21 protein-coding genes are annotated in these 21,166 nt (G+C 39.8%); 17 read left to right on the top strand and 4 right to left on the bottom strand.

Features of this window, described 5'->3' with window-relative positions; all coding sequences use genetic code 11:
• Both FNH22_RS20105 and FNH22_RS20110 read right to left on the bottom strand, forming a co-directional pair.
• Complete coding sequence (locus FNH22_RS20105; RefSeq protein ID WP_255518112.1) at nt 1-2,313, bottom strand: transglycosylase domain-containing protein; 2,313 nt, start codon at nt 2,311-2,313, stop codon at nt 1-3.
• On the bottom strand, nt 2,285-4,852 hold the full coding sequence (locus FNH22_RS20110; protein WP_143400235.1) for a tetratricopeptide repeat protein: 2,568 nt from the start codon (nt 4,850-4,852) through the stop codon (nt 2,285-2,287). The genes FNH22_RS20105 and FNH22_RS20110 overlap by 29 nt, the downstream gene beginning before the upstream one ends.
• A 122-nt stretch (nt 4,853-4,974) precedes the next feature.
• Between FNH22_RS20110 and FNH22_RS20115 the strand changes: the two genes are divergently transcribed.
• The 13 genes from FNH22_RS20115 to FNH22_RS20175 all read left to right on the top strand — a co-directional run bounded on the left by FNH22_RS20115 (nt 4,975) and on the right by FNH22_RS20175 (nt 14,292).
• Complete coding sequence (locus tag FNH22_RS20115) at nt 4,975-5,844, top strand: M23 family metallopeptidase (RefSeq protein WP_255518113.1); 870 nt, start codon at nt 4,975-4,977, stop codon at nt 5,842-5,844.
• 18 nt (nt 5,845-5,862) lie between these two features.
• A complete protein-coding gene (locus FNH22_RS20120) occupies nt 5,863-6,297 on the top strand; it encodes a polymer-forming cytoskeletal protein (protein ID WP_143400236.1) in 435 nt (144 codons plus the stop codon).
• Nucleotides 6,269-6,478, top strand: coding sequence for an AtpZ/AtpI family protein (locus FNH22_RS32965; protein WP_185154325.1), 210 nt, complete (start codon nt 6,269-6,271; stop codon nt 6,476-6,478). Before FNH22_RS20120 ends, FNH22_RS32965 begins: the two co-directional genes overlap by 29 nt.
• A 45-nt stretch (nt 6,479-6,523) precedes the next feature.
• Complete coding sequence (locus FNH22_RS20130; RefSeq protein ID WP_143400237.1) at nt 6,524-6,883, top strand: hypothetical protein; 360 nt, start codon at nt 6,524-6,526, stop codon at nt 6,881-6,883.
• A gap of 89 nt (nt 6,884-6,972) precedes the next feature.
• The gene (atpB, locus tag FNH22_RS20135) at nt 6,973-7,992 is read left to right on the top strand and encodes a F0F1 ATP synthase subunit A (protein WP_143400238.1); all 1,020 of its coding nucleotides are present in this window, start codon (nt 6,973-6,975) and stop codon (nt 7,990-7,992) included.
• Between the two features lie 37 nt (nt 7,993-8,029).
• Entirely contained in the window at nt 8,030-8,272 is a 243-nt protein-coding gene (atpE, locus tag FNH22_RS20140) for an ATP synthase F0 subunit C (protein WP_143400239.1), read from the top strand.
• Between the two features lie 75 nt (nt 8,273-8,347).
• Nucleotides 8,348-8,851 (top strand): F0F1 ATP synthase subunit B, encoded by a 504-nt coding sequence (gene atpF, locus FNH22_RS20145; protein WP_143400240.1) that lies wholly within the window; start codon nt 8,348-8,350, stop codon nt 8,849-8,851.
• 2 nt (nt 8,852-8,853) lie between these two features.
• Nucleotides 8,854-9,414 carry an ATP synthase F1 subunit delta gene (gene atpH, locus FNH22_RS20150; RefSeq protein ID WP_143400241.1) on the top strand — a complete coding sequence of 187 codons (561 nt, stop codon included), beginning with the start codon at nt 8,854-8,856 and terminating at the stop codon, nt 9,412-9,414.
• Nucleotides 9,415-9,425: 11 nt separating this feature from the next.
• Complete coding sequence (gene atpA, locus FNH22_RS20155) at nt 9,426-11,003, top strand: F0F1 ATP synthase subunit alpha (RefSeq protein WP_143400242.1); 1,578 nt, start codon at nt 9,426-9,428, stop codon at nt 11,001-11,003.
• 53 nt (nt 11,004-11,056) lie between these two features.
• Nucleotides 11,057-11,932: an ATP synthase F1 subunit gamma gene (atpG, locus tag FNH22_RS20160; RefSeq protein WP_143400243.1), complete on the top strand. Its 876-nt coding sequence runs from the start codon at nt 11,057-11,059 to the stop codon at nt 11,930-11,932.
• A 146-nt stretch (nt 11,933-12,078) separates the two neighbouring features.
• Nucleotides 12,079-12,897, top strand: a complete 819-nt coding sequence (locus FNH22_RS20165; RefSeq protein WP_143400244.1) for a hypothetical protein — start codon at nt 12,079-12,081, stop codon at nt 12,895-12,897.
• Nucleotides 12,898-13,515 (top strand): class I SAM-dependent methyltransferase, encoded by a 618-nt coding sequence (locus FNH22_RS20170; protein WP_143400245.1) that lies wholly within the window; start codon nt 12,898-12,900, stop codon nt 13,513-13,515.
• 51 nt (nt 13,516-13,566) lie between these two features.
• The gene (locus tag FNH22_RS20175; RefSeq protein WP_143400246.1) at nt 13,567-14,292 is read left to right on the top strand and encodes a DJ-1/PfpI family protein; all 726 of its coding nucleotides are present in this window, start codon (nt 13,567-13,569) and stop codon (nt 14,290-14,292) included.
• Here the strand turns inward: FNH22_RS20175 and FNH22_RS20180 are convergent.
• Nucleotides 14,286-15,500, bottom strand: coding sequence for a bifunctional alpha/beta hydrolase/OsmC family protein (locus tag FNH22_RS20180; protein ID WP_143400247.1), 1,215 nt, complete (start codon nt 15,498-15,500; stop codon nt 14,286-14,288). The two genes, FNH22_RS20175 and FNH22_RS20180, sit on opposite strands and share 7 nt — an antisense overlap.
• 168 nt (nt 15,501-15,668) lie before the next feature.
• On the opposite strand from FNH22_RS20180, the gene FNH22_RS20185 reads away from it, so the two are divergent.
• The 4 genes from FNH22_RS20185 (at nt 15,669) to hemH (ending at nt 20,785) form a co-directional block, all read left to right on the top strand.
• The gene (locus tag FNH22_RS20185) at nt 15,669-17,867 is read left to right on the top strand and encodes a PAS domain S-box protein (protein ID WP_143400248.1); all 2,199 of its coding nucleotides are present in this window, start codon (nt 15,669-15,671) and stop codon (nt 17,865-17,867) included.
• A gap of 70 nt (nt 17,868-17,937) precedes the next feature.
• On the top strand, nt 17,938-19,107 hold the full coding sequence (locus FNH22_RS20190; protein WP_143400249.1) for a hypothetical protein: 1,170 nt from the start codon (nt 17,938-17,940) through the stop codon (nt 19,105-19,107).
• Between the two features lie 3 nt (nt 19,108-19,110).
• On the top strand, nt 19,111-19,677 hold the full coding sequence (locus FNH22_RS20195; RefSeq protein ID WP_143400250.1) for a YqaA family protein: 567 nt from the start codon (nt 19,111-19,113) through the stop codon (nt 19,675-19,677).
• Between the two features lie 88 nt (nt 19,678-19,765).
• Entirely contained in the window at nt 19,766-20,785 is a 1,020-nt protein-coding gene (gene hemH, locus FNH22_RS20200; RefSeq protein WP_143400251.1) for a ferrochelatase, read from the top strand.
• A 33-nt stretch (nt 20,786-20,818) separates the two neighbouring features.
• Here hemH and FNH22_RS20205 read toward each other — a convergent pair whose 3' ends face one another.
• Nucleotides 20,819-21,130, bottom strand: a complete 312-nt coding sequence (locus FNH22_RS20205) for an aminotransferase class V-fold PLP-dependent enzyme (RefSeq protein WP_143400252.1) — start codon at nt 21,128-21,130, stop codon at nt 20,819-20,821.
• Nucleotides 21,131-21,166 lie beyond the last annotated feature (36 nt).

The following is a 21,166-nucleotide window of genomic DNA, read 5'->3' on the forward strand; positions in this document are numbered from 1 at the left end:
CTATTGATGATCGTTCGGGTCCCAGGCTGGCTGTGTTACTACAGTGCTGTCAGACAGATCTTCTGTTTTGTATTTACTGCAATCAAGCACTACATCTATACCTTTAATCGGGGTTTGAAATCTGCCTTTCTCATAACCAAGTGCTTCATCTGCATATATATTGGTCATGTATTTGCTCCAGATCGGTCTTGCAGTACGTCCACCTTGTCCGTCATACCATCGTTCAAAATGTATACTTCGTTCATCACCTCCTACCCAGATGCCTGTTACCAGATCCTTTGTTACTCCCATATACCAGCCATCGCTGGCATTATTAGTGGTTCCCGTTTTACCTCCTATGTCATTATCCAACTTTAGGTCGATAGGGAGGCCTCTTGAAGTGCCGCCTTCTTCTTCTACTCCACCTTTTAACATATATAACATTTTATAGGCTGTTTGTTCACTGATAGCTTGCCGGGTTTCCGGTACCCAGGTAGCGATGACATTACCATTCTTATCTTCTATTCTACTGATGAAATAAGGGCGTGTGTATATCCCAAGGTTGGCAAACGTGCCATAAGCACCAACGAGTTCAAAAACGGATACATCGTTTACCCCTAAGGCTAGCGAAGGGACAGCTTCCAGGTTACTTTCAATCCCGACTCGCTTTGCGAAGTTGACAACGTTTTCGGGTTTTACTTCTTTCATCAGGTGCGCCGTGATCGTATTAACCGACCTGGCCATGCCCTGGCGTATCGTCATCTTTTCGCCTGTTCCATAGGTGCCGTCTGAATTGGGTGGTGACCACGTGCCCCCTGGCACAGGTATGGTCACCATACCATCTACCACTTCGTAACATGGAGGATAACCTTGCTCAATAGCCGTTCCATAAACGAAGGATTTGAAGGTTGAGCCTGGTTGCCTCTTCCCTTGTCTTACATGATCATATTTGAAATACTTGTGATTAATACCTCCTACCCATGCTTTGATGTGGCCGGTACGTGGATCCATAGACATCATACCAGTGTGAAGAAAATGCTTGTAGTATTTTATTGAATCCAGCGGACTCATTACAGTATCTTTCTCTCCTTCCCAACTGAAAATCTTCATAGGTTTTGCGAGGTTCATTATAATTTTAATAGAATCTGATTCCCTGCCATATTTCTCTACCAGTTTTCGATAGTGCGGTGTTCTTTTAAAGCTTGTATACAGGAAGTTATTGATAACCTGCCCTTCTTCGTTGCGCCATGGTTCCCTGCCTTTCCAGCTTTCATTAAATCTTTTTTGCAACTCTGACATATGGTCTACCACAGCTTTTTCTGCATATTCCTGCATTCGACTGTCGATAGTGGTATAAATCTTTAAACCATCCTCCCATAAATCATAGTCGTTCTCTTTGCACCATGACATGAGCGTACCTTTGATCACACTTCTAAAATAAGTGGCTAACCCTGTGTTTTGATTTGTTACTTCATAATTTGAAAGGTCGATCGGGAGCTCCTTCAATGAATCAACGTCAATAATATCAACATTACCAAAGCGATGGAGTTTGTTCAGGACCTCATTCCTTTTTGTTAAAGACCGATCATAGTTTATGATCGGATTAAAAGCTGTATTTCCCTGGAGCAGGCCAATCAGGACCGCGGACTCCTGGTAATTTAAGCTATCAGTGGCCTTTCCAAAGTAAGTCTCTGCGGCAGATTTTATGCCAAAAGCGTTGTTGCCAAAGGGTACTGTATTCAGGTACATGGCTATGATTTCCTTCTTAGTAAAATTACTTTCCAGTTGTACTGAAATTATCCATTCTTTGGTTTTAATGATCAGTTGCCGGAGGCCTGGTACACTGAGTAGCTTACCATCAGTCTCAGTCATTCCTTTGAAAAGGTTTTCCGCCAGTTGCATAGTTATGGTACTCCCCCCTCCGGCGTAATTGAAAGTTAATACACCTTTGGCAGCTCTAAGTAATCCAATAAAATCAATTCCGGAATGCTGATAAAACCTATGATCCTCTGAAGACAGCAATGTGGTAACGAGTTCATCTGAAAGCTCTTCATAGCTGGCTTGTAGCCTGTTATAACGATAATATCGGCCGAGAGAAACCCCATCCGCAGAGATCAATTCAGAAGATAAGTCATTTTCTGGATTTTCCAGCGCTTTAAGGCTTGGCATCCCGCCGTAAAGTCCAAATACATTATTGCTTACAGTATACACGTATACAGGTACCAGGATGAGGGCGCAAAAAATAAAAGCCCACAAAACCTTCGTACCAATTTTAAACCATTTACTGCGTTGGTTCAATTTATCTTTAAGACCCATTGGTATAGTTCTTTTCAAAAAATTTCAGGTAGGATTCGGGATCCTTACTATCGTAAAAAATATTGAAGTTACTCTTCGTTAATACAAATTTAAAGAATTTTGAATTTAAACCGTTTTCAGTTATCGGGTCTGCATCCATATATTTCTTGTAGTAACCAAATGCTGAAGCTTTATCTTCAAAATCCTGCACCATTACCATTACATACTTATCATTTAGGATTAATGAACTTGTACGTAAGTTCTGTTCTTTAAAGTTCTCGTTATTGTAACCTTCAATTTTTCGACTTATATCATCGATCAATTTTTTATCCGCTTCAAAAATGAGTACGAAATAGTGATTTTCTTCGAAGTACTTAATGTATTCCGTGCCAATAATTCTACGCTGCCTTTCCTGGTAAGATCGTGAGGATTCCAGCAATTCGCTGGCATATGGCGTAATGTCTGCATCAGGGTTTTTTTCAACAAATTCAGTGAGTTGATATTGATAAAGGTTGATATCATCTGTTTTTCCAGTGATCAATATCTGTAATAACCTTAGCCTGGGCGAGAACACAGTTTCCGGATAATCTTTTAATCCGGAGTCTAAAATCAGCAATGCGGAATCATATTGCTCTTCTTCAAAAGCTTTGTATGCCTTTTTGTAAAGCTTTTTAAGTAATTCATTTGATGCTGTACTTTCTTCCGTATAATTCGGGTTTATCACAAGTTTAGCATATGTGCTGTTAGGATACTTTTCAACCAATAGACTTTCATAGGCATGGTATTTTTCATCGTTCAGGTCTTTATATATCAGATAAAGTTGATAGAGAACCTCGGGTTCGTATTCTGTGTCCGGAAAGCGATTTAACAAAGACTCAAAGGCTTCAATAGCATTTTCATTTTCTTCCAGGTTATACTTATAAATATTTCCGATCTTGTAAAGCGCATTTTCTATCAGGTTCAATGCAGCTTGTTGCGCTTCCTCTGTAAAGGGGATCTGACTGAACATAACATCGGCAGCTGAAGTAGCATTTTCTGCAGGAGCGCCGTTTTCACCAGAGGCGACGGGACCAGATCCAGGTGTGGCAGTAGACTCAGTTTGTTGTTCTTCTTTTTGTATGGATTCTTTGTCAGAGCGACGCCAATTGTCTTCTAACGGGCGGTCTCCCCAAATTCTTTTGAATTCTGATTGACCTAAGGCGACTGCTGAAGCATTTCCAAAGTACCATCCCACACTGCTGATTCCTGTGGCGTCATTGAATGCGCTGGCCCTGGCTCTTCGTTCCTGCTTCCGGATCTTTTGTTCTGCTAACCTTTTTTGTAGTGCTTCTTCTTCCAGTATGCGATCAATCGTTTCCCTTATTTCCACACTATCCAACTGGGCCAGCGCTAACAGACTATCTTGTTCCTGGATAGTATTTAATTGCTCAACAAAATCCGCAAGAATTTCCTGTCGGGCTTTAATTTTATCATAATTCTCGTAATCTTCCGGAAGTGATGTGACCGTGCTATCATAATAAGCCTTAGCGAGTTCATATTTGCTCAGACTGTCATAATAAATGATGCCAAGTTTCAAATAAGATTGTCCCTTTTGCCTCGGTTTGGAGCCAGGCTCAAGTAAGGAGGCTTTATAATGCTCTATCGCCTTATCAAGGTTGTTTTGCTTCATTTCGAATTCACCCATTTCATAATAAATGCGATCCTTAAATTCCCGGTTCTTTTTATCACTAAGAAGTTTTTCGAAAAGTCTTCGTGTAGCGCGAACATCTTTCGTTTTTCCTATTTCTGCTACCTGGGCCATATTCAGCCTCGCATAGAAATCAAGTTCATAGGCAGGATTACTTGCAATACATTTTTTGTAGTAATTAAATGCTTCCGCTCCAAAACCCAACTTCTGATATATCTGTCCTATAATAAAATAAATGCGTCCCTTGCCATCCTTTTTCTTTAAAAGTGGAGCAGCCTTCACCAGGTTCTCTAACTCTTTATCCAGATTGCCAATTTGCTCGTAATAATAAGCACGGTTAAGGTGTAGGTATTTTTCATTGGACCTGTTCAGATCTTCTTTTTTCAAAAAATCAGAAACGTTGACGGCATTATTGTACTCTTCGTACTCTGTAAAAGTCCGCAGCAGATGAATAAGCGCACGATGTCGTTCATCGTCACTTTCTCCTTTTATATTAACGTATTTAAAGGTTTCGATAGCATTAACGAAATCCAGACTATAGTAGCGGGCGAGGCCCACTAATATATAGCTGTCATCTACCCATCTGCTGTTTTTATGCCTTTCTATGGCAATTGAAGCCTTCTTTATGACTTCTTCAGTCTGCTCTTTGTAAGATTCGGCGAGTGCCGAATCCACTTTTGGGTAGATCTTTAAAATACGGTCATAATCATTATCCCTGTTGTCCTCCAGGATCTTTTCTATTTCACGTATGCTTTCCTTAGCATAGAAGTAAGCATTATATCGGGCAGTAGTGTTATGGTAGGTTTTACTGATAACATTTTTACGTTCGGCCGAACAGGCTGATAAAAAAAGACCGGCAATGAAAAAGATGAAAAGTTCGGAAAAGCGCATATCAGGGCCTTTTCGGCGTGATTTATTGATAATATCTACCAAACGTAAAAAACAATGTAATTAATACAATAATAGTTTATTATATCTATTTTTGGGCATGTAATGAATAATTCTATCACGCATTGAGGGCAAGAAAAACACTTTCCAGTTGGTTGGTCAACAGATACCTTCTTATCATTCGAAATGAAGAAAATTTTGCAGAAAAGTCTACCCTCAGCTTCACGTATGCGAAGGTAATACTTTTAGCGGTTACAGTATTCATAATTCTCATGTTACTATGTCTTCTCCTGGTGAAGACCTTACTGGCTCAATGGTTTGATCCCAGGCATGCACAAATTGAGGCAAACAAGCGATTTTATGAATTGACCGTCAGGGTGGATTCTCTTGCCGATGAGATAGAGAAGAAAGACCGTTTTATCAGAAATTTTCAACGGGTCTTAAGTGGTGATACAACCGATGCCTATGAAGCATACGAAGGTGGTACAATGAATAATGGGAGTGTCCTAAACAGTGATATTGATGTAACACGGTTATCTCCGGTGGACTCTCAGTTCAGACAGGAATTTGAGCAGACAGACCTGTCCTTACTGCGTTTTGCCTCTAAGGGCTATGACGACTTACAGGATATATTCTTTTTTTCCCCGATCAACGGATTTGTATCCGCTCCATATCATGTTCAGGAAGGCCATTTTGGGGTGGATATTGTTGCCAAAAAGAATGAGCCTGTGAAATCAGTGGCAGATGGCACAGTGGTGATGGCCTCATGGACCCAGGACTCAGGGTATGTTATTGCTATTCAGCATCGTGGTAATGTGATCTCCGTTTATAAACACAATGCTGAATTGTTAAAAGAAGTTGGTAACTTTGTGAATGCTGGGGAGATAATTTCTATTATCGGCAACACCGGTGATCTCACCGATGGCCCTCATTTACATTTTGAGCTGTGGTATAACGGCAATTCGGTTAACCCCGAAGAATTTGTAACTTTTTAAACTGAAAACCTTAAGAACATGTTTGCATCTAAAGAAGATCACAAAGTAGCCGAAGAAATAAGCAATTCAAGCAATATTATTGGTAAAGGTACCGTGCTTGACGGCAATATTGAGACCTACGGCAATATTCGTATAGAAGGTCGTGTGTTAGGTGACATTAAAACCAAATCAAAAATTGTATTAGGGCAATCTTCTAAAGTTGAGGGCAACGTATTGGCTCAAAATGCTGAGGTTGAAGGTGAATTAAAAGGTAATATCAGAATTACGGATGTATTGATCTTAAAGCCTACCGCTGTCATCCATGGGGATATAGTTACGAACAAACTAATCGTTGAATCCGGAGCAGCCTTTAATGGTGGTTGTAAAATGGGAGTGACCGATAAAGAGATTAAAATTGGAGGTAATCCTCAATCTAACGGAGCAAGTGTTAAAAGAGAAGTCAAAGCAGTATAACTCTTTTCTAAAATATTCAGGGCTAGGTATACAACTTACTTTAACCCTGGGTGCATTTGGAGCATTCGGATATTGGCTCGATACAAAACTAGAACTACGCTTCCCCATTTTTTTATTGTCTTTTGTGATACTTGCATTGATAGGGTCTATCTACTTACTTTATCGCAGCCTTCCTAAATAATCGATTATCATCAAGCGTTCAGCCATAAAATTCCTCCTGTTATCTTTGCTTTTAATAATAGTTTATATGGGGGTGTATTACCTGATTAATTTAATTTACCCACTGTCCACCTTAACCTATGTAGTGCTGATCTTACTGGTGCTATTATTGGTAACTTTCTTAGCCTATATACTGCAATTAGTAATTCTGGATAAGTTCCCTGATTATTTTGTCCATGTGATTATCAGTGCCATTGTAATCCGCCTGATTGTTTTTGGGATATTTAACTTTATTCTTATTTACCTGGATAGGGAATTAGCCGTTGACAATGTGATCATTTTTTTTGCTGCTTACCTGGGTTTTACCCTTCTCGAGCTGGTAGTTTTATTTCGTAAAATAATCCTAGTCAAACCACCTCAGAACTGATCCAAATTAAGTTTTAAAATATTTTTTTTAGAAGCTTTAATAACTACTTTTGCACTCAATTTGAAAATCCCTTATATAAGCTAAGATAAATGATTGCAAGTCAGTTCAAACGTGCCATTCTGGCCAGTTTCTTTATCATTCTATTTTTTGTAACGGCTTTTTCAAATGCCCGGGCTTCTTCCGGAGAAGGGGAGGCATTTAATGCAAGTGAAGTGATTTTGCACCACGTCGTGGACGATCATGTCTGGCACTTCTTTGACGGTCATTACGGTACGCTTTATTTACCGGTTATTGTCTATTCTGAACAACATGGGTTGGAAGTATTTTCTTCCGGTAATTTTTATAATGACGATCATAAGGTGGTTCCCTATGGTAATTACACTCTCGTAGATGGTCATATTCACCTTGCTGCGGACCCTGAGGCTTTTGTTCTGGATATTTCTATATCGAAAACAGTGCTTATGCTTTTTATTAATGCGGCATTATTGATCATTATTTTTATGGCAGTAGGAAAAGCTTATAAAAAGGATGCGAAAAAAGCCCCGAAAGGAATGCAGTCACTTTTTGAACCCATCATTCTGTTTATTCGGGATGAGGTGGCTAAGCCGAATATTGGTTCCAATTACGAGAAATTTCTCCCTTTTCTGCTAACAATGTTTTTCTTTATTCTGTTTGGGAATTTGCTAGGCCTTTTACCTGGGGCAGCGAACCTTACCGGAAACATAGCAGTGACGTTGGTACTTGCTGTATTTACATTTATAGTAACTAACATAAATGGGAACAAGCACTATTGGAAACATATCTTCTGGACTCCTGGTGTACCGCTTCCCTTAAAATTTATTATTGTACCTGTTGAGATCCTGGGAATATTTACAAAGCCATTCTCACTGACTGTGCGACTTTTTGTGGCTATTACAGCCGGGCACATTGTGATGTTGGCTTTAATCAGCCTGGTATTCATATTTAGCAGTTATTATGTAGGGATAGGATCTACCATTATTGTATTATTCATCAATTTGATTGAGTTATTAGTGGCGGCTATTCAGGCATATGTTTTTACGATGTTCTCTGCCCTGTATATAGGGTTGGCCACGGAGGACCATCATTGATCACAGAACTTTTGTTTAATTATAATTATATAAACCTATGTTATTACAAATTTTATTAGAAGCTACTTTGGGCGTTATGGGCGCAGGTATCGGTGCTGGTTTAGTTGCAATAGGCGCTGGATTAGGTATCGGTAGAATTGGTGGTTCTGCCATGGAAGCAATGGCAAGACAGCCGGAGGCCGCTGGTAAAGTTCAGGGAGCGATGTTGATCATCGCAGCTTTGATAGAGGTTGCTGCTCTTTTTGGGCTTGTGATCTGTCTATTGATCGCTTTGAATTAACAAAAGTTAAGAGCTTATGCCTGGCGCTAGGCCGGTATAAGCTCTTTATTAAATAGGTAAACCGATTGAATATATATGTACGCTAATAGTTTATTAACACCCGGAACAGGCCTCATTATATGGCAGGCCATCATTTTCCTACTTTTGGTGATCTTGTTAAAAAAGCTGGCGTGGAAACCCATAGTCCAGTCACTGAAGATCAGGGAAGAGTCCATCCAGGAAGCATTAGACTCAGCTGAAAAAGCTAAAGACGAAATGGCTGCGCTTCAATCTGATAACAAAAAATTACTGGAAGAAGCAAGGCAGGAAAGAGAGGTTATATTGAAGGAAGCGAGAGATGTAGCAAATAATCTCAAAGAAGAAGCCAAGCAAGATGCTGTTAAGCAGGCCGAAAAAATGATCGAAGATGCTAAAAATGCCATCAATACTGAAAAGCAGGCAGCATTAGCCGAGGTTAAAACCCAAGTGGCGGAACTGTCACTACAAATCACTGAAAAATTATTGCGTCAGGAATTGAAGGACGAAAAAGCCCAGAAGGCGTTAATTGAAGATTTTATTAAAGACGTAAAGGTTAACTGATTATGTCTGATTTCAGAGTTGCTTCACGTTACGCAAAATCCTTACTGGAACTGGCTGCTGAAAAAGGTAAACTGGAAGAGGTTCACCAGGATATGCTGTTATTTGCCCAGGTATGTGATCAGAATCGTGATTTTAAGCTAATGCTTAAAAATCCGATTGTGAAACATGATAAGAAAAGAGCTATCCTGCATGAAATTTTTAAGAAAAATGTCAACGTACTTACGCTGTCTATTTTCGATATTATCACTAAGAAGAACAGAGAAGCGATTCTTCCTTCTATAGCAAAAGAATTTCACGAACAATACAATGCTCTTAAAGGTGTGGGAGTAGCTACGGTTACTACAGCAATACCTCTCGACAAGAAGCTTAAAGGCGAGATCGAAACATTGGTGAAGAAGATCTCCTCCAAGGATAAGGTGAATATCCAGGAAAAAGTAGATGAAGAAATAATAGGAGGTTATATCCTGAAAATTGGTGATCGCCAGATTGACGATTCACTAAAAAGTAAACTTAAAGCGTTAGGGCTGAAATTCAGTCATAATCCATACATCAAAGAATTTTAAAAGAATAAGAAATGTCGAACGTTAGACCAGACGAAGTTTCAGCAATATTGCGAGAACAGCTTTCCGGAGCAAAAACGGAAGCTGAGCTAGAAGAAGTAGGTACCGTTTTAGAAGTAGGTGATGGTGTAGCCAGGATCTACGGGCTTTCAAAAGCGCAATCCGGTGAGTTGCTGGAGTTTGAAAATGGGTTAAGAGCACTTGTACTGAACCTTGAAGAAGATAATGTTGGGGCCGTTTTACTTGGTGAATCTCAAGGTATTAAAGAAGGTGATACAGTAAAAAGAACGGGAGCCATTGCTTCTATCAAGGTAGGAGAAGGAATGGTGGGACGTGTAGTAGACACACTTGGTGATCCGATTGATGGAAAAGGACCGCTTCAGGGTGAGACCTTTGAAATGCCACTAGAACGAAAGGCACCTGGTGTAATATACAGGCAGCCGGTAAGTGAGCCGCTTCAAACGGGTATCAAAGCTATCGATTCTATGATTCCAATCGGTCGTGGTCAGCGTGAGTTAATTATTGGTGACAGGCAGACGGGTAAAACTGCTGTAGCATTGGATACCATTATTAATCAAAAAGAATTTTATGATAGAGGAGAGCCTGTTTTCTGCATATATGTAGCAGTAGGTCAAAAGGCTTCTACTGTAGCCGGAGTGGTGGCATCTCTTGAGAGAGCAGGAGCGATGGATTACACTGTGGTTGTTTCTGCATCTGCTGCAGACCCTGCACCAATGCAGTTTTTTGCACCTTTCACGGGAGCTTCTATAGGAGAATATTTCAGAGATACCGGGCGTCCCGCACTTGTAATATATGATGACCTTTCGAAACAGGCGGTGGCCTATAGAGAGGTTTCTCTTTTACTTAGAAGACCTCCAGGCCGTGAAGCTTATCCGGGAGATGTGTTTTATCTTCACTCAAGATTATTGGAAAGAGCAGCAAAAGTCAATGACAATGAGAATATAGCACAAAGTATGAATGATCTGCCCCCTTCATTGAAAGGAAAAGTAAAAGGAGGTGGATCGCTTACCGCATTGCCTATTATCGAGACTCAGGCGGGCGACGTTTCAGCTTATATTCCTACTAATGTGATTTCTATTACAGACGGACAGATCTTCCTGGAAACGAACCTATTCAACTCCGGTATTCGGCCGGCCATTAACGTAGGTATTTCGGTTTCACGTGTGGGAGGTAATGCGCAGATTAAATCGATGAAAAAAGTAGCAGGTACACTTAAACTGGATCAGGCGCAATTCCGTGAGCTGGAAGCATTTGCAAAATTTGGTTCAGACCTGGATGCTGCCACTAAATTGACCATTGAACGAGGAAGGAGAAATCTTGAAATATTGAAACAAGCGCAGTATTCTCCTGTGCCGGTAGAAGAGCAAGTGGCTATTATTTACGTGTCCACCAAGGGAATGATGGATAATGTGCCTGTAGATAGGGTGAAGGAATTCGAACAAAACTTCCTGGATACTTTGAAAAGCAAGCACCAGGGAGTCCTGGATACACTTAAGGCAGGCAAGCTGGAAGATAGTGCTACGGAAACGTTAGCTTCAGTGGCCAAAGATCTAACAAAACAGTACGCTTGATAAAGACGCTTGTAAAGGTTCGCGAAACGTTTAATTAATAAAGGAACAAGGTAATGCCGAGTTTAAAAGAGGTAAAAAGCAGGATACAGTCGGTAACATCCACTCAACAGATCACTAAAGCCATGAAAATGGTGGCAGCAGCTAAGTTGAGAAGAGCGCAGGATAATATCACAGAGATGAGACCCTACGCACAGAAGTTGTCTTCATTACTTCAAAACCTTTATGGTCAGAGCGAAGGCGAAAGTGCAGGATATTCCGAGGCACGCCCTGTAAACAATGTCCTGCTCATAGTGGTGACTTCTGATAAAGGACTGTGTGGTGCATTTAATAGTAATGTATTCAAAGCAGCCAGAAAACATATTGAGGATAACTATGCTTCTGAATCTTCGGCTGGTGGTATTACCATCTTACCTATTGGTAAAAAAGCGTTCGAATATTACACGAAACGTAATTTTAATGTAGTTGGAGATTATTGGAACCAGTTCATGCCTGTATCTTTTGATAACAGTCGTAAGGCATCTGAGTTTGCGATGAAAAGCTTCCTGGATAAAAAATATGATCGGGTAGATCTCATCTATAATGAATTTAAAAATGTAGCTACTCAGATTATGAGAGTGGAACAATTTTTACCTGTGTTGCCCCCGGAAGAAAGTACTAATGGAGGTCTTGATAGGGATTATATCTTTCAACCGTCAAAAAATGAGATTGTAGAAGAGTTAATTCCTAAAACATTAAAAATACAGGTTTATAAAGCAATTTTAGACTCGAATGCTGCGGAGCACGGCGCAAGAATGACCGCTATGGATCAGGCGACCGACAATGCCGGAGAGCTTCTTAAGGAGTTAAAATTAACGTATAACCGAACGCGTCAGGCCGCTATAACCAAAGAAATCCTCGAGATAGTAGGTGGGGCAGAGGCTTTAGGTTAAACAATAGCCATACACTAAATATTGACATTGAAGCCTGCATTTTGCAGGCTTTTCTTTTTTGTGCATTTTATGGAGCCATTAGCCAGGCCATTTGAATTAAATAAATTAGGAAGATAGCTATCAGGCACAAGTCTATATTACCGTTTATGAAAACCTACCAATATGTTAATATACTTAGCATTGATGTGGTGGGAGGAGCAGTTATATGTTCTTTGGCGCTAGCTCATCTCTTCAGTGTGCAAATGCCTTTGGAGGTTCCGTTGGTTTTGGGGTTAACGGTCTGGGTGATCTATACCTTCGATCGGTTAATGGATGTAAAAAAAAGTACACAAATACTTTATAGCGCAAGGCATGATTTTCATAACAGGTATTTTCGGCTTTTGGCTACAGGAGTTGTTTTAGCATTGTTACTTGTCCTATTACTTTTGTTTCGTTTGCCCGAAGTTACCATAGTATGGGGAGCAATAGTGGGATGTAGTGTGCTCATTTACTTTTTTATGTTACATATGCTTCATATCAAATGGCTTTTGCATAAAGAACTAATGATATCAATCATTTATTCAGCAGGTCTTTTTATTGGACCTCTAAGCCTTTATGAGGGGCCGTTAATCGAAGGGCATTTCGTTCTTTTCCTGCATTTTGTATCCATAGCTTTGCTCAACTTATTAATATTCTCACTTTATGATGTTGATTTTGATCTAGCCGCGGGTTTTCCTTCGATAGTTGTTATTGTAGGAGAGGCGAGGACACACATACTTATTCAGGTCTTACTATTTACGGCGGTTGGGTTTTTATTACTGGCAGGATTACTTATGCCCGTGCCTATCACATTGATGGTAATACTTGGTGCAATGTGGTTGGTACTACTCTTCATATATCTGCTTAGGACCCATACGGCCTTAAGTCATTATTATCGATGGTTTGGAGATGGCATATTCCTTTTTCCACTTCTTTATATTATCTAAGTGAGGTCTGGTGATTTTGATTTTGTAGCTCCTTTTTATGATTTACTTGCTAGAATAGTATTTGGAGATGCATTAAAAAGATCACAGTGCTATTTTTTAAATGCAATTAAGGAAGGGGATGCGGTCCTCATAATAGGTGGTGGAACGGGAGGTATTTTGATGGGTCTGGATCGATTAAATGTACCTGTGAACGTGACATATGTGGAACACTCGGCCAAAATGTTAAAAATTTCTAAGCAGCACCAGTTAAAACATATTGAAGTGAAGTTTATTCACGGCACGGAAGCGAATATACCAAAGGCAAGTTATGATGTGGTCATTACAGCATTTTTTCTGGATGTCTTTAATGCGCAAAAATTACCCGTTATCATGGACCAGATACATCAGAATCTTACTTTTTCCGGGCGATGGCTACAAACTGATTTTGTAAAGACTTCGAAAGTATGGCAGCGCATTATGATCCGGGCGATGTATTTATTTTTTCGTTTAGCTACTGGAATGGAAGGTCGACGTTTGCTGAACTTTGATGAATATTTTGATAACCTTGGATATAAAAAAATTACCTTCAAACATTTCTATTATGGAATGGTTCGCACGACACTATACCAGGCCGGATAAGCGGCTTAGCAGGTTATTTTTTAATTTGCAGTTTGAATGTACAAGTATATTATGAAAAGAGTTTTTGCTATCGTAGGGTTGCTAATGGTAATGATGTCATGTGAACGCGGTAAAGTTGAGGATACACCGCAGGTAGAAATAAAACCCATTATGCCTGAAAAAGTACTTAATGTTGCTTTTCTTATAGTAGATGGTGTATATAACTCAGAATTGGTGGCGCCAATGGATATCCTGCATCACACGGTTTTTCATACGGAAAAGGGTATGAAAGTGTTCACCGTGGCACCTACCAAAGACCCTATTACTTCGTTTGAAGGGCTGAGAATACTTCCTGATTATTCTTATCTCCACGATGTATTACCACAAATTAATGTTTTAATAGTACCGAGTGCTGAGAATAGTATGGGTAAGGACTTGGAAAATCGAGAACTTATCCGTTTTGTCAAAAGCACGGGTACCTCGGTAGATTACGTTATGTCGTTATGTGATGGCGCTTTTGTATTGGCCCAAGCCGACCTGGTCGATGGAAAAGAATCCACTACATTTCCATCTGATATTCAGAAATATAAAGACGTATTCCCACATTTAAAAGTTCATGAGGGAGTCAGCTTTGTCCATGATGGAAAGCTGATCACTTCAGTAGGTGGAGCTAAATCCTATGACCCTGCTCTTTACCTTTCCGAGCTATTATATGGTAAAAAAGCGGTGGAGGGTTTAGGAAAGGGTTTGGTCATAGACTGGAAATTAAGTGATGTAGATTATGTGAAAATTCAATGATCCAGGGCTTTGGTAATTATCTGGACTTCATTGTGAAGGGTTCTGTGAACCGGACATTTATCCGCGATCTCAATTAAGCGTTGTCTTTGTTCTTCTGTTAAGTCCCCTTTTAACTCTATCTCTCTTTGGATGCGATCTATTTTAGACGTACTACTTTCACAATTTTTGCAGTCTTCGGCATGGACCTTATCATGTTCAAGGTGTACACTTATTTCATCCAAAGGAATACCCTTTTTGTCCGCGTACATGCGAAGCGTTATACTCGTGCAACTACCTAATGCAGACAAAAGAAGGTCGTAAGGTGTTGGGCCTAAGTCCTTGCCCCCAATTGACTTTGGTTCATCAGCGATGAAATAATGTTTACCTGCTTTTACCTCTGTGGTGTAACCATCGTCACCCGTCCGTACCAGTACTTGCTTATCTGTTTCGAGTTGTTTGTTCTCTTTTACTTGTACGTACCGGCTGACCCACGCAGCTATTACATGGCCAACGTATGTGGAATCCGATTTATTGATCAGTAAATGATCCGCTTTATCCAGGGTGATAAAACTTTTAGGATGTTTGGCACCTTCAAAAATTTTTCGGGCGTTTTCTACACCTACTATTCCATCTTGTGGGGAGTGTAAAACTAACAGGGCCTTATTTAGTTTACTCAAAATTTGACTAAGGTCGTTCTCCTCAAGGTCGTTGATAAACTGTTCTTTGACCTTAAAAGGCCTGCCCCCGATGGATACAGTTGCTTCCCCTTTAGCTTTGATCTCTTCAATACCTCCGCTGAACAGGTGTTTAACATGAAGCGGGTCAGCCGGTGCGCCTATTGTGACTACCGCCTTTATGTTTTTCATTGCGCCCGCTGAAGCCAATACGGCTGCGCCTCCCAGTGAGTGACCGATGATAATGCTTGGAGCCTCATAGTTTGTTTCCAGAAAATGGTAAGCTGATTGTAAGTCCTTAATATTAGAAGAGAAATTGGTATCTGAAAAGTCCCCTTCACTGTCACCAAGGCCTGTAAAATCAAACCTTAGTACCGCTAAATTCTGTGTGGTCAGCGCCCGGCTAATATTAATTACTGCTGATAGGTTTTTGGAACAAGTGAAGCAGTGCGCAAAAATAGCGTAAGCAGCCGGACGATTACCAACCGGCATTTCCAGGCTTGCGGATAGATTTTCACCATTTTTGTTAGAAAATATAACTTTTTTGGAATTCATTTCTTTAGAATTTTGAGCAAATTATTAAATTCATGGCAACACCCCTACCAGGAGTAAAGTAAAGTTTTTTCAATAGAACTCTTCTTGCTGTCTTTTTAATTCCCCGATAAACAGAAAGTGTATCTGTTTATCCATTTTTAGGTTAAATTGCTAATCACTTTTTGCTGAATGAATGTAGACATAAATGATTTTTCCTTTCAGATGAGCAATGAGCCAGCCTTTGTTGTGAATGAAAGCCTGGAGGTCGTAACTTGGAATACAGCCATGGAAAATATCACCCACTACCCTCATGAACAAGCTGTGGGAAGAACGCTCTCATCCATTCCTAACAAGTTTTTTGATGAAGATTTTGTGGCTAAAGTAACACGTGCCTTAAATGGCAAAGGAGGTGTCACTACATATCCTTTATCTTTTGACGGCTTTCAACGATTTATATGTTCTTACACTCCCATACTTTCTAAGTCAACATCAAAATTCAAATGTATGGTATTATTCCATCCATTAGAAGAAGATATAGTTGATGATGAATACAGCCGCTACAAGCCTATCGTCAGAGAGTCTCCTATTCCTACTGCCATATATCGCCCTGACGGTACACCAAAGTATTTTAATCGTACCTATAGAAACATCTGGGGTGCTTCAGGTGATACAGGTAAATTAATGTTGAAAAGTAAGTATAACATTCTGTGTGATGAACAGTTTGAAGAACTGGGACTCATGCCCTTTATAGAAAAGGGTTTTCGTGGAGAAACATCCAGCATACCACCTGTTAGCTATAACCCCAGTCGTACGGCAGCATTGGCTGAATTTGGTTTGGATGTAACTAAACATATAAAAGGTCATATTTTCCCTGTTAAAAACCGATTTGGAGTCATTGAAGAAGTGGCGTTGGTCCTTTTAGATATCACCTTTCAAATGCAGGCTGAAGAAATCCTTACGGACAATCATCTTAAGTTTCAGATGCTTACTATGGGTCTTCCGGGAGTTATATACGAATATGAGTTCAAAAATGAGAAACCTTACTTTAAATATATCAGTCAGGGATGTAACGAAATGTTTGGATACTCCCCTGAAGAAATATTGAGTCGGCCGAAGATCATGCACGATATGGTACATCCTGATGATGTGTTAAATTTTAATATTACTTCCGATGATGCGGCCAGAAATGGTAGCCAATGGGAATGGCAAGGCCGTTTTTTGGTGGAAGGTAAAACAAAATGGATTGAAGGCAGGTCTAATACAGCCGGTAGTGATAAGAATATCAGGTATGGTATGTTGCTGGATGTAACAGAGCGGAAACTGGCAGAACAGCAGTCCCGTCATAATGACAGGCTGTTTACTCAACTCTTTAAAAATTCACCCTTCGGCATTGTTTTATTAGACCATAATTATAATGTAATCCAGTTGAACCAAGGGTTTACAGATATCTTTGGTTATTCACACGATGATATTGTGGGTAAAGAATTAAATAAAATCATAGTGCCTGAAGGGTACGAGGAGCAGGCGCTGGATGTGAATTTGATGACTGCTAAGGATGAAGTATGTGTTATTGAATCCTTCAGGAAACACCGAAACGGGACACTAGTTCCCGTGATTATCTACGGAGTATCTGTTTCATTAAATAATGAGACAATTGGTATCTATGGCATTTACGTAAACATCACAGACCTTAAGCATGTAGAACAGGAACTGCAAATAAGAAATGAAGAACTGGATAACTTTGTTTACAAAGTGTCTCACGATCTAAGAGCGCCACTCTCCTCTATTTTGGGACTGATAAACGTGACCAGAATAGAGTCTTCACAAGAAGAGCTTAGAAGGTACATTAATCTGATTGAAAACAGGATCCAGCAGCTTGATAGCTTTATTAATGATGTACTAAGCCACTCCAAGAACCTGAAATTGGAGTTGGAAGCATCAAAAATTGATTTTGAAAGGATCATTTACGGATGTTTTCAAGACTTAAGTTATATGCCCTGGATGGAAAAGGTACATAGGGAAATCAACATTGAACCCAATGATTTCTATAGTGATCAGTGGCGAATAAGTGAGATTTTCAGAAACCTGATTTCCAATGCTGTCAAGTATCTTGATCCCAAAAAGGATCAGCCGATCATCAGAATTGATGTCCAATCAAAGGATTCTGATCTTATACTAACCATCGAAGACAATGGTATTGGTATTGCAGATGCTACATTACCTAAAATATTTGACATGTTTTACAGAGCGACGGCACATTCCGAAGGCTCAGGTATAGGTTTGTATATTGTGAGAAATGCAATAGATAAGTTAGGTGGAAGAATAGATATTTCCAGTATACTTGGAGAGGGTACTACTTTTAAAATAGTACTTCCCAATATGAAATAATCGAATATTTTAGCCCATAAAACAACCAATGGGTAAGCTAAAATAGATATAACGCGTATCATTGCGCAACATGAAAATTCTGGAAGTAAATAGCGAAAAGTTGATCCGGGAGTTTATCAAACTACCGGTAAGACTTTATAAAAACGAAGCTAACTGGATACGGCCGTTGGATAAAGACATAGAGTCCGTATTTGATACTAAGAAAAATAAAGCCTTCAGACATGGTGAGTGTGTCAGATGGCTCCTTCAAAACGATGCCGGGCGTACCATAGGTCGTATTGCGGCCTTTATCAATAAAAAAACCATCAATAAGGACAATGATCAACCCACGGGAGGTGTAGGGTTCTTTGAATGTGAGAAGGATAAAGATGCCGCATTCAAACTTTTTGATACTGCTAAGGAGTGGCTCACAGCCAGGGGAATTGAAGCGATGGATGGACCAGTAAATTTTGGAGAGCGGGATAAGTGGTGGGGGCTTTTAGTAGATGGTTTTGACATTGAACCTAACTACAACTGTAATTATAATTTTCTATATTATCAGGAGCTTTTTGAGGCTTATGGTTTTCAGACCTATTTTAAACAGTTCACATTTGGCCGTAAGGTAAGAGCCCCTTTTTCTGCTAAGCTTATGGAAAAAGGAGAGAATATTTTACAGGGGAATACTGCTTACAACTTCCGCCATATGGAAAAAAGTAAGTTGGATGAATATACGGAGCATTTCAGGATTGTGTATAACAAGGCCTGGGCCAGGCATAAGGGAGTAGCCCAAATGTCAAGTTTACAAGCCAAAAACATCATGAAGCAGATGAAGCCCATTCTGGACGAGAAAATCGTCTGGTTTGGCTATTATCATGATGAGCCTATTGCCTTTTACATTAATCTGCCAGAGGTGAATCAAATATTTAAATACGTCAATGGTAAAATGGATCTTATTGGTAAGCTTAAATTTCTATGGCATAAATGGAGAAAGAGCTGTAATAAAATGTTAGGGCTTGTATTTGGCATAGCTCCGGAACATCAGGGCAAAGGAGTGGAGGGGGCCCTGGTATTGGCCACTGCTCAGATGGTGCAAAAAGACTATCCTCGTTATGATGATCTTGAAATGAACTGGATAGGAGATTTTAACCCTAAGATGATCCGTGTAGTGGAACAAGTTGGAGGAGATATCGTAAAAACCCATATCACTTACAGGAAGCTATTTGATGAAACTAAACCATTCAAAAGAGCTCCTATGCAATAGCATATGGATTTTTTAAATTATAGAATAAAGTTTCTTCTAAAGAATTTATTCAGAGGTCTACTAATTCTGGCACTGATCGTTATTCTGTATATACTATTGCAGTTATATACCCCATTTGACGGATTCATTGATTATGTAGGTAAATGGCCTTTTGCTGTATACCTGGTGTTTATTATTTCAGAAGTCGTTCTTGGAATTATTCCACCGGAGCTTTTTATGATATGGTCAATTAAACATGGTATCTTCAATACCTATTTCTTAAATATTTTATTACTTTCCGGCATTTCCTTTTTTGCCGGAGTGACTGGGTATTTTATTGGGAGGCATGCTGTTAAAATTAAGTGGATGCAGCAATTTCTTGAAAAATATGTTCTAAGGTATAAAAACCTGCTTAAAAGGTTTGGAGGGATTCTCATAGTAATAGGAGCTGTTACACCTATACCTTTTTCAGCTATCTGTATGGTGGTAGGTGCCACGAATTACAAATTCAGCAAATTCCTGTTGATTGCGTGCTCCAGGTTTATACGTTTTGCAGCTTATTCGGCAGTAATTCTACAAGCAAATATTTGACGCGCGAAAGAATTTATCCCTGTCAGTAAATGGTTCGCTTGGATAGCTGTTGGTAACCATTACCTTTGCGACTTGTTAACAATTTTCGATGGAATCAATTAAAGGAAAAACGGGGGTTTTACTGATAAATTTAGGGACGCCAGACAGCCCTTCCGTAAGTGATGTACGTTCATACCTCTCAGAGTTTTTGAACGACCCAAGGGTCATAGACATCCCAAAGCTTTTAAGGTTAATGCTGGTTAATTTGATTATCGTGCCTTTTCGCGCACCAAAATCAGCGAAGGTTTATAAAGAATTGTGGACAGATCAAGGTTCTCCTTTACTCCACTATAGCAAACGCGCAAGTGACCTTTTGGCTGAAGAACTGTCAGATGAATATGAAGTGTTTTTGGCCATGCGTTATAAAAACCCCAATATCCGCGCGGTAATGGAGGAGATGCAAAAGAAGAATTTTCAAAAGATCATTGTACTCACCATGTTTCCACAGTATGCCTCAGCTACCACAGGCTCGGCGTACGAATTAGTGATGGATGAGCTTAAAAAATGGTGGGTGATCCCTGAAATAAAATTTGCAGGACAATACTATGATCATCCGGACCTGATCGCAGCTATTGTCGATAGGGCTTCAAAATACACGTTAACAGATTACGATCATATTCTTTTTTCTTATCACGGATTGCCAGAGCGGCATGTGGATAAAGTATATGATGATGGATTGTGTACGGATCGTGATTGTGAGCATGAAATAACGGAAGAAAATAAATATTGTTATAAGGCCACCTGTTATGCTACTACGCGGTTGATCGCCAAAAAATTAGGGTTAAAGGATGCAGATTATACCGTGTGCTTTCAGTCCAGGTTGGACAAAAAATGGTTAGAGCCTTTTTCAGATAAGGTGGTGGAACAGAAAGGTAAGGAAGGGGCCAAAAAACTACTGGTATTTTCCCCTGCATTTACAGCAGACTGCCTGGAAACGATTATCGAAATAGGGGATGAATATCAAGAGATTTTCGAAGAAAATGGTGGTGAAAAAATTCAATTGGTAGAAAGCCTGAATGATCACCCACTTTGGATCTCATGCTTAAAAGACTTGGTGCTGAAGGCCTAGCCTGGTATCACGGTACGTTAATGTGAAGGCTTTTTATACCTCTACTTTGTAGAATTCTGCTAGTGTTTCGACAGCGTAATCTATATCTTCCTCGGTATTATATTTACTAAATGAAAAACGTACCGCCCCACGATCAGGGTTGGTTTCCAATGCAGAAAGTACGTGAGAAGCTGTACTGGCACCGCTTGAACATGCACTTCCTCCTGATGCCGATATGCCGTTAATGTCTAATGTAAATAATAACATGTCATTGTCACTGGATTCTGGTAAACAGACGTTGAGTACAGTGTAAAGGCTTTTCGCAGCATTGGTAGAGTCACCCGAGTTTGACACGTTGATTTCCAAAAAGTGTCCATACGTTCAATAAGCAATGATTTCGGG

Source organism: Fulvivirga sp. M361 (assembly GCF_007097395.1).
In the GTDB taxonomy this organism is placed as follows: domain Bacteria; phylum Bacteroidota; class Bacteroidia; order Cytophagales; family Cyclobacteriaceae; genus Fulvivirga.

What these genes read in the sequence shown, in the direction of transcription:
- atpE (WP_143400239.1), top strand. Translation starts at nt 8,030, where the DNA reads ATGTTATTACAAATTTTATTAGAAGCTACTTTGGGCGTTATGGGCGCA.
- FNH22_RS20195 (WP_143400250.1), top strand. Translation starts at nt 19,111, where the DNA reads ATGGATTTTTTAAATTATAGAATAAAGTTTCTTCTAAAGAATTTATTC.
- atpB (WP_143400238.1), top strand. Translation starts at nt 6,973, where the DNA reads ATGATTGCAAGTCAGTTCAAACGTGCCATTCTGGCCAGTTTCTTTATC.
- FNH22_RS20180 (WP_143400247.1), bottom strand. Translation starts at nt 15,500, where the DNA reads ATGAATTCCAAAAAAGTTATATTTTCTAACAAAAATGGTGAAAATCTA.
- atpG (WP_143400243.1), top strand. Translation starts at nt 11,057, where the DNA reads ATGCCGAGTTTAAAAGAGGTAAAAAGCAGGATACAGTCGGTAACATCC.
- FNH22_RS20190 (WP_143400249.1), top strand. Translation starts at nt 17,938, where the DNA reads ATGAAAATTCTGGAAGTAAATAGCGAAAAGTTGATCCGGGAGTTTATC.
- FNH22_RS20175 (WP_143400246.1), top strand. Translation starts at nt 13,567, where the DNA reads ATGAAAAGAGTTTTTGCTATCGTAGGGTTGCTAATGGTAATGATGTCA.
- atpH (WP_143400241.1), top strand. Translation starts at nt 8,854, where the DNA reads ATGTCTGATTTCAGAGTTGCTTCACGTTACGCAAAATCCTTACTGGAA.
- FNH22_RS20165 (WP_143400244.1), top strand. Translation starts at nt 12,079, where the DNA reads ATGAAAACCTACCAATATGTTAATATACTTAGCATTGATGTGGTGGGA.
- FNH22_RS20185 (WP_143400248.1), top strand. Translation starts at nt 15,669, where the DNA reads ATGAATGTAGACATAAATGATTTTTCCTTTCAGATGAGCAATGAGCCA.
- FNH22_RS20120 (WP_143400236.1), top strand. Translation starts at nt 5,863, where the DNA reads ATGTTTGCATCTAAAGAAGATCACAAAGTAGCCGAAGAAATAAGCAAT.
- FNH22_RS20110 (WP_143400235.1), bottom strand. Translation starts at nt 4,852, where the DNA reads ATGCGCTTTTCCGAACTTTTCATCTTTTTCATTGCCGGTCTTTTTTTA.
- hemH (WP_143400251.1), top strand. Translation starts at nt 19,766, where the DNA reads ATGGAATCAATTAAAGGAAAAACGGGGGTTTTACTGATAAATTTAGGG.
- atpA (WP_143400242.1), top strand. Translation starts at nt 9,426, where the DNA reads ATGTCGAACGTTAGACCAGACGAAGTTTCAGCAATATTGCGAGAACAG.
- atpF (WP_143400240.1), top strand. Translation starts at nt 8,348, where the DNA reads ATGTACGCTAATAGTTTATTAACACCCGGAACAGGCCTCATTATATGG.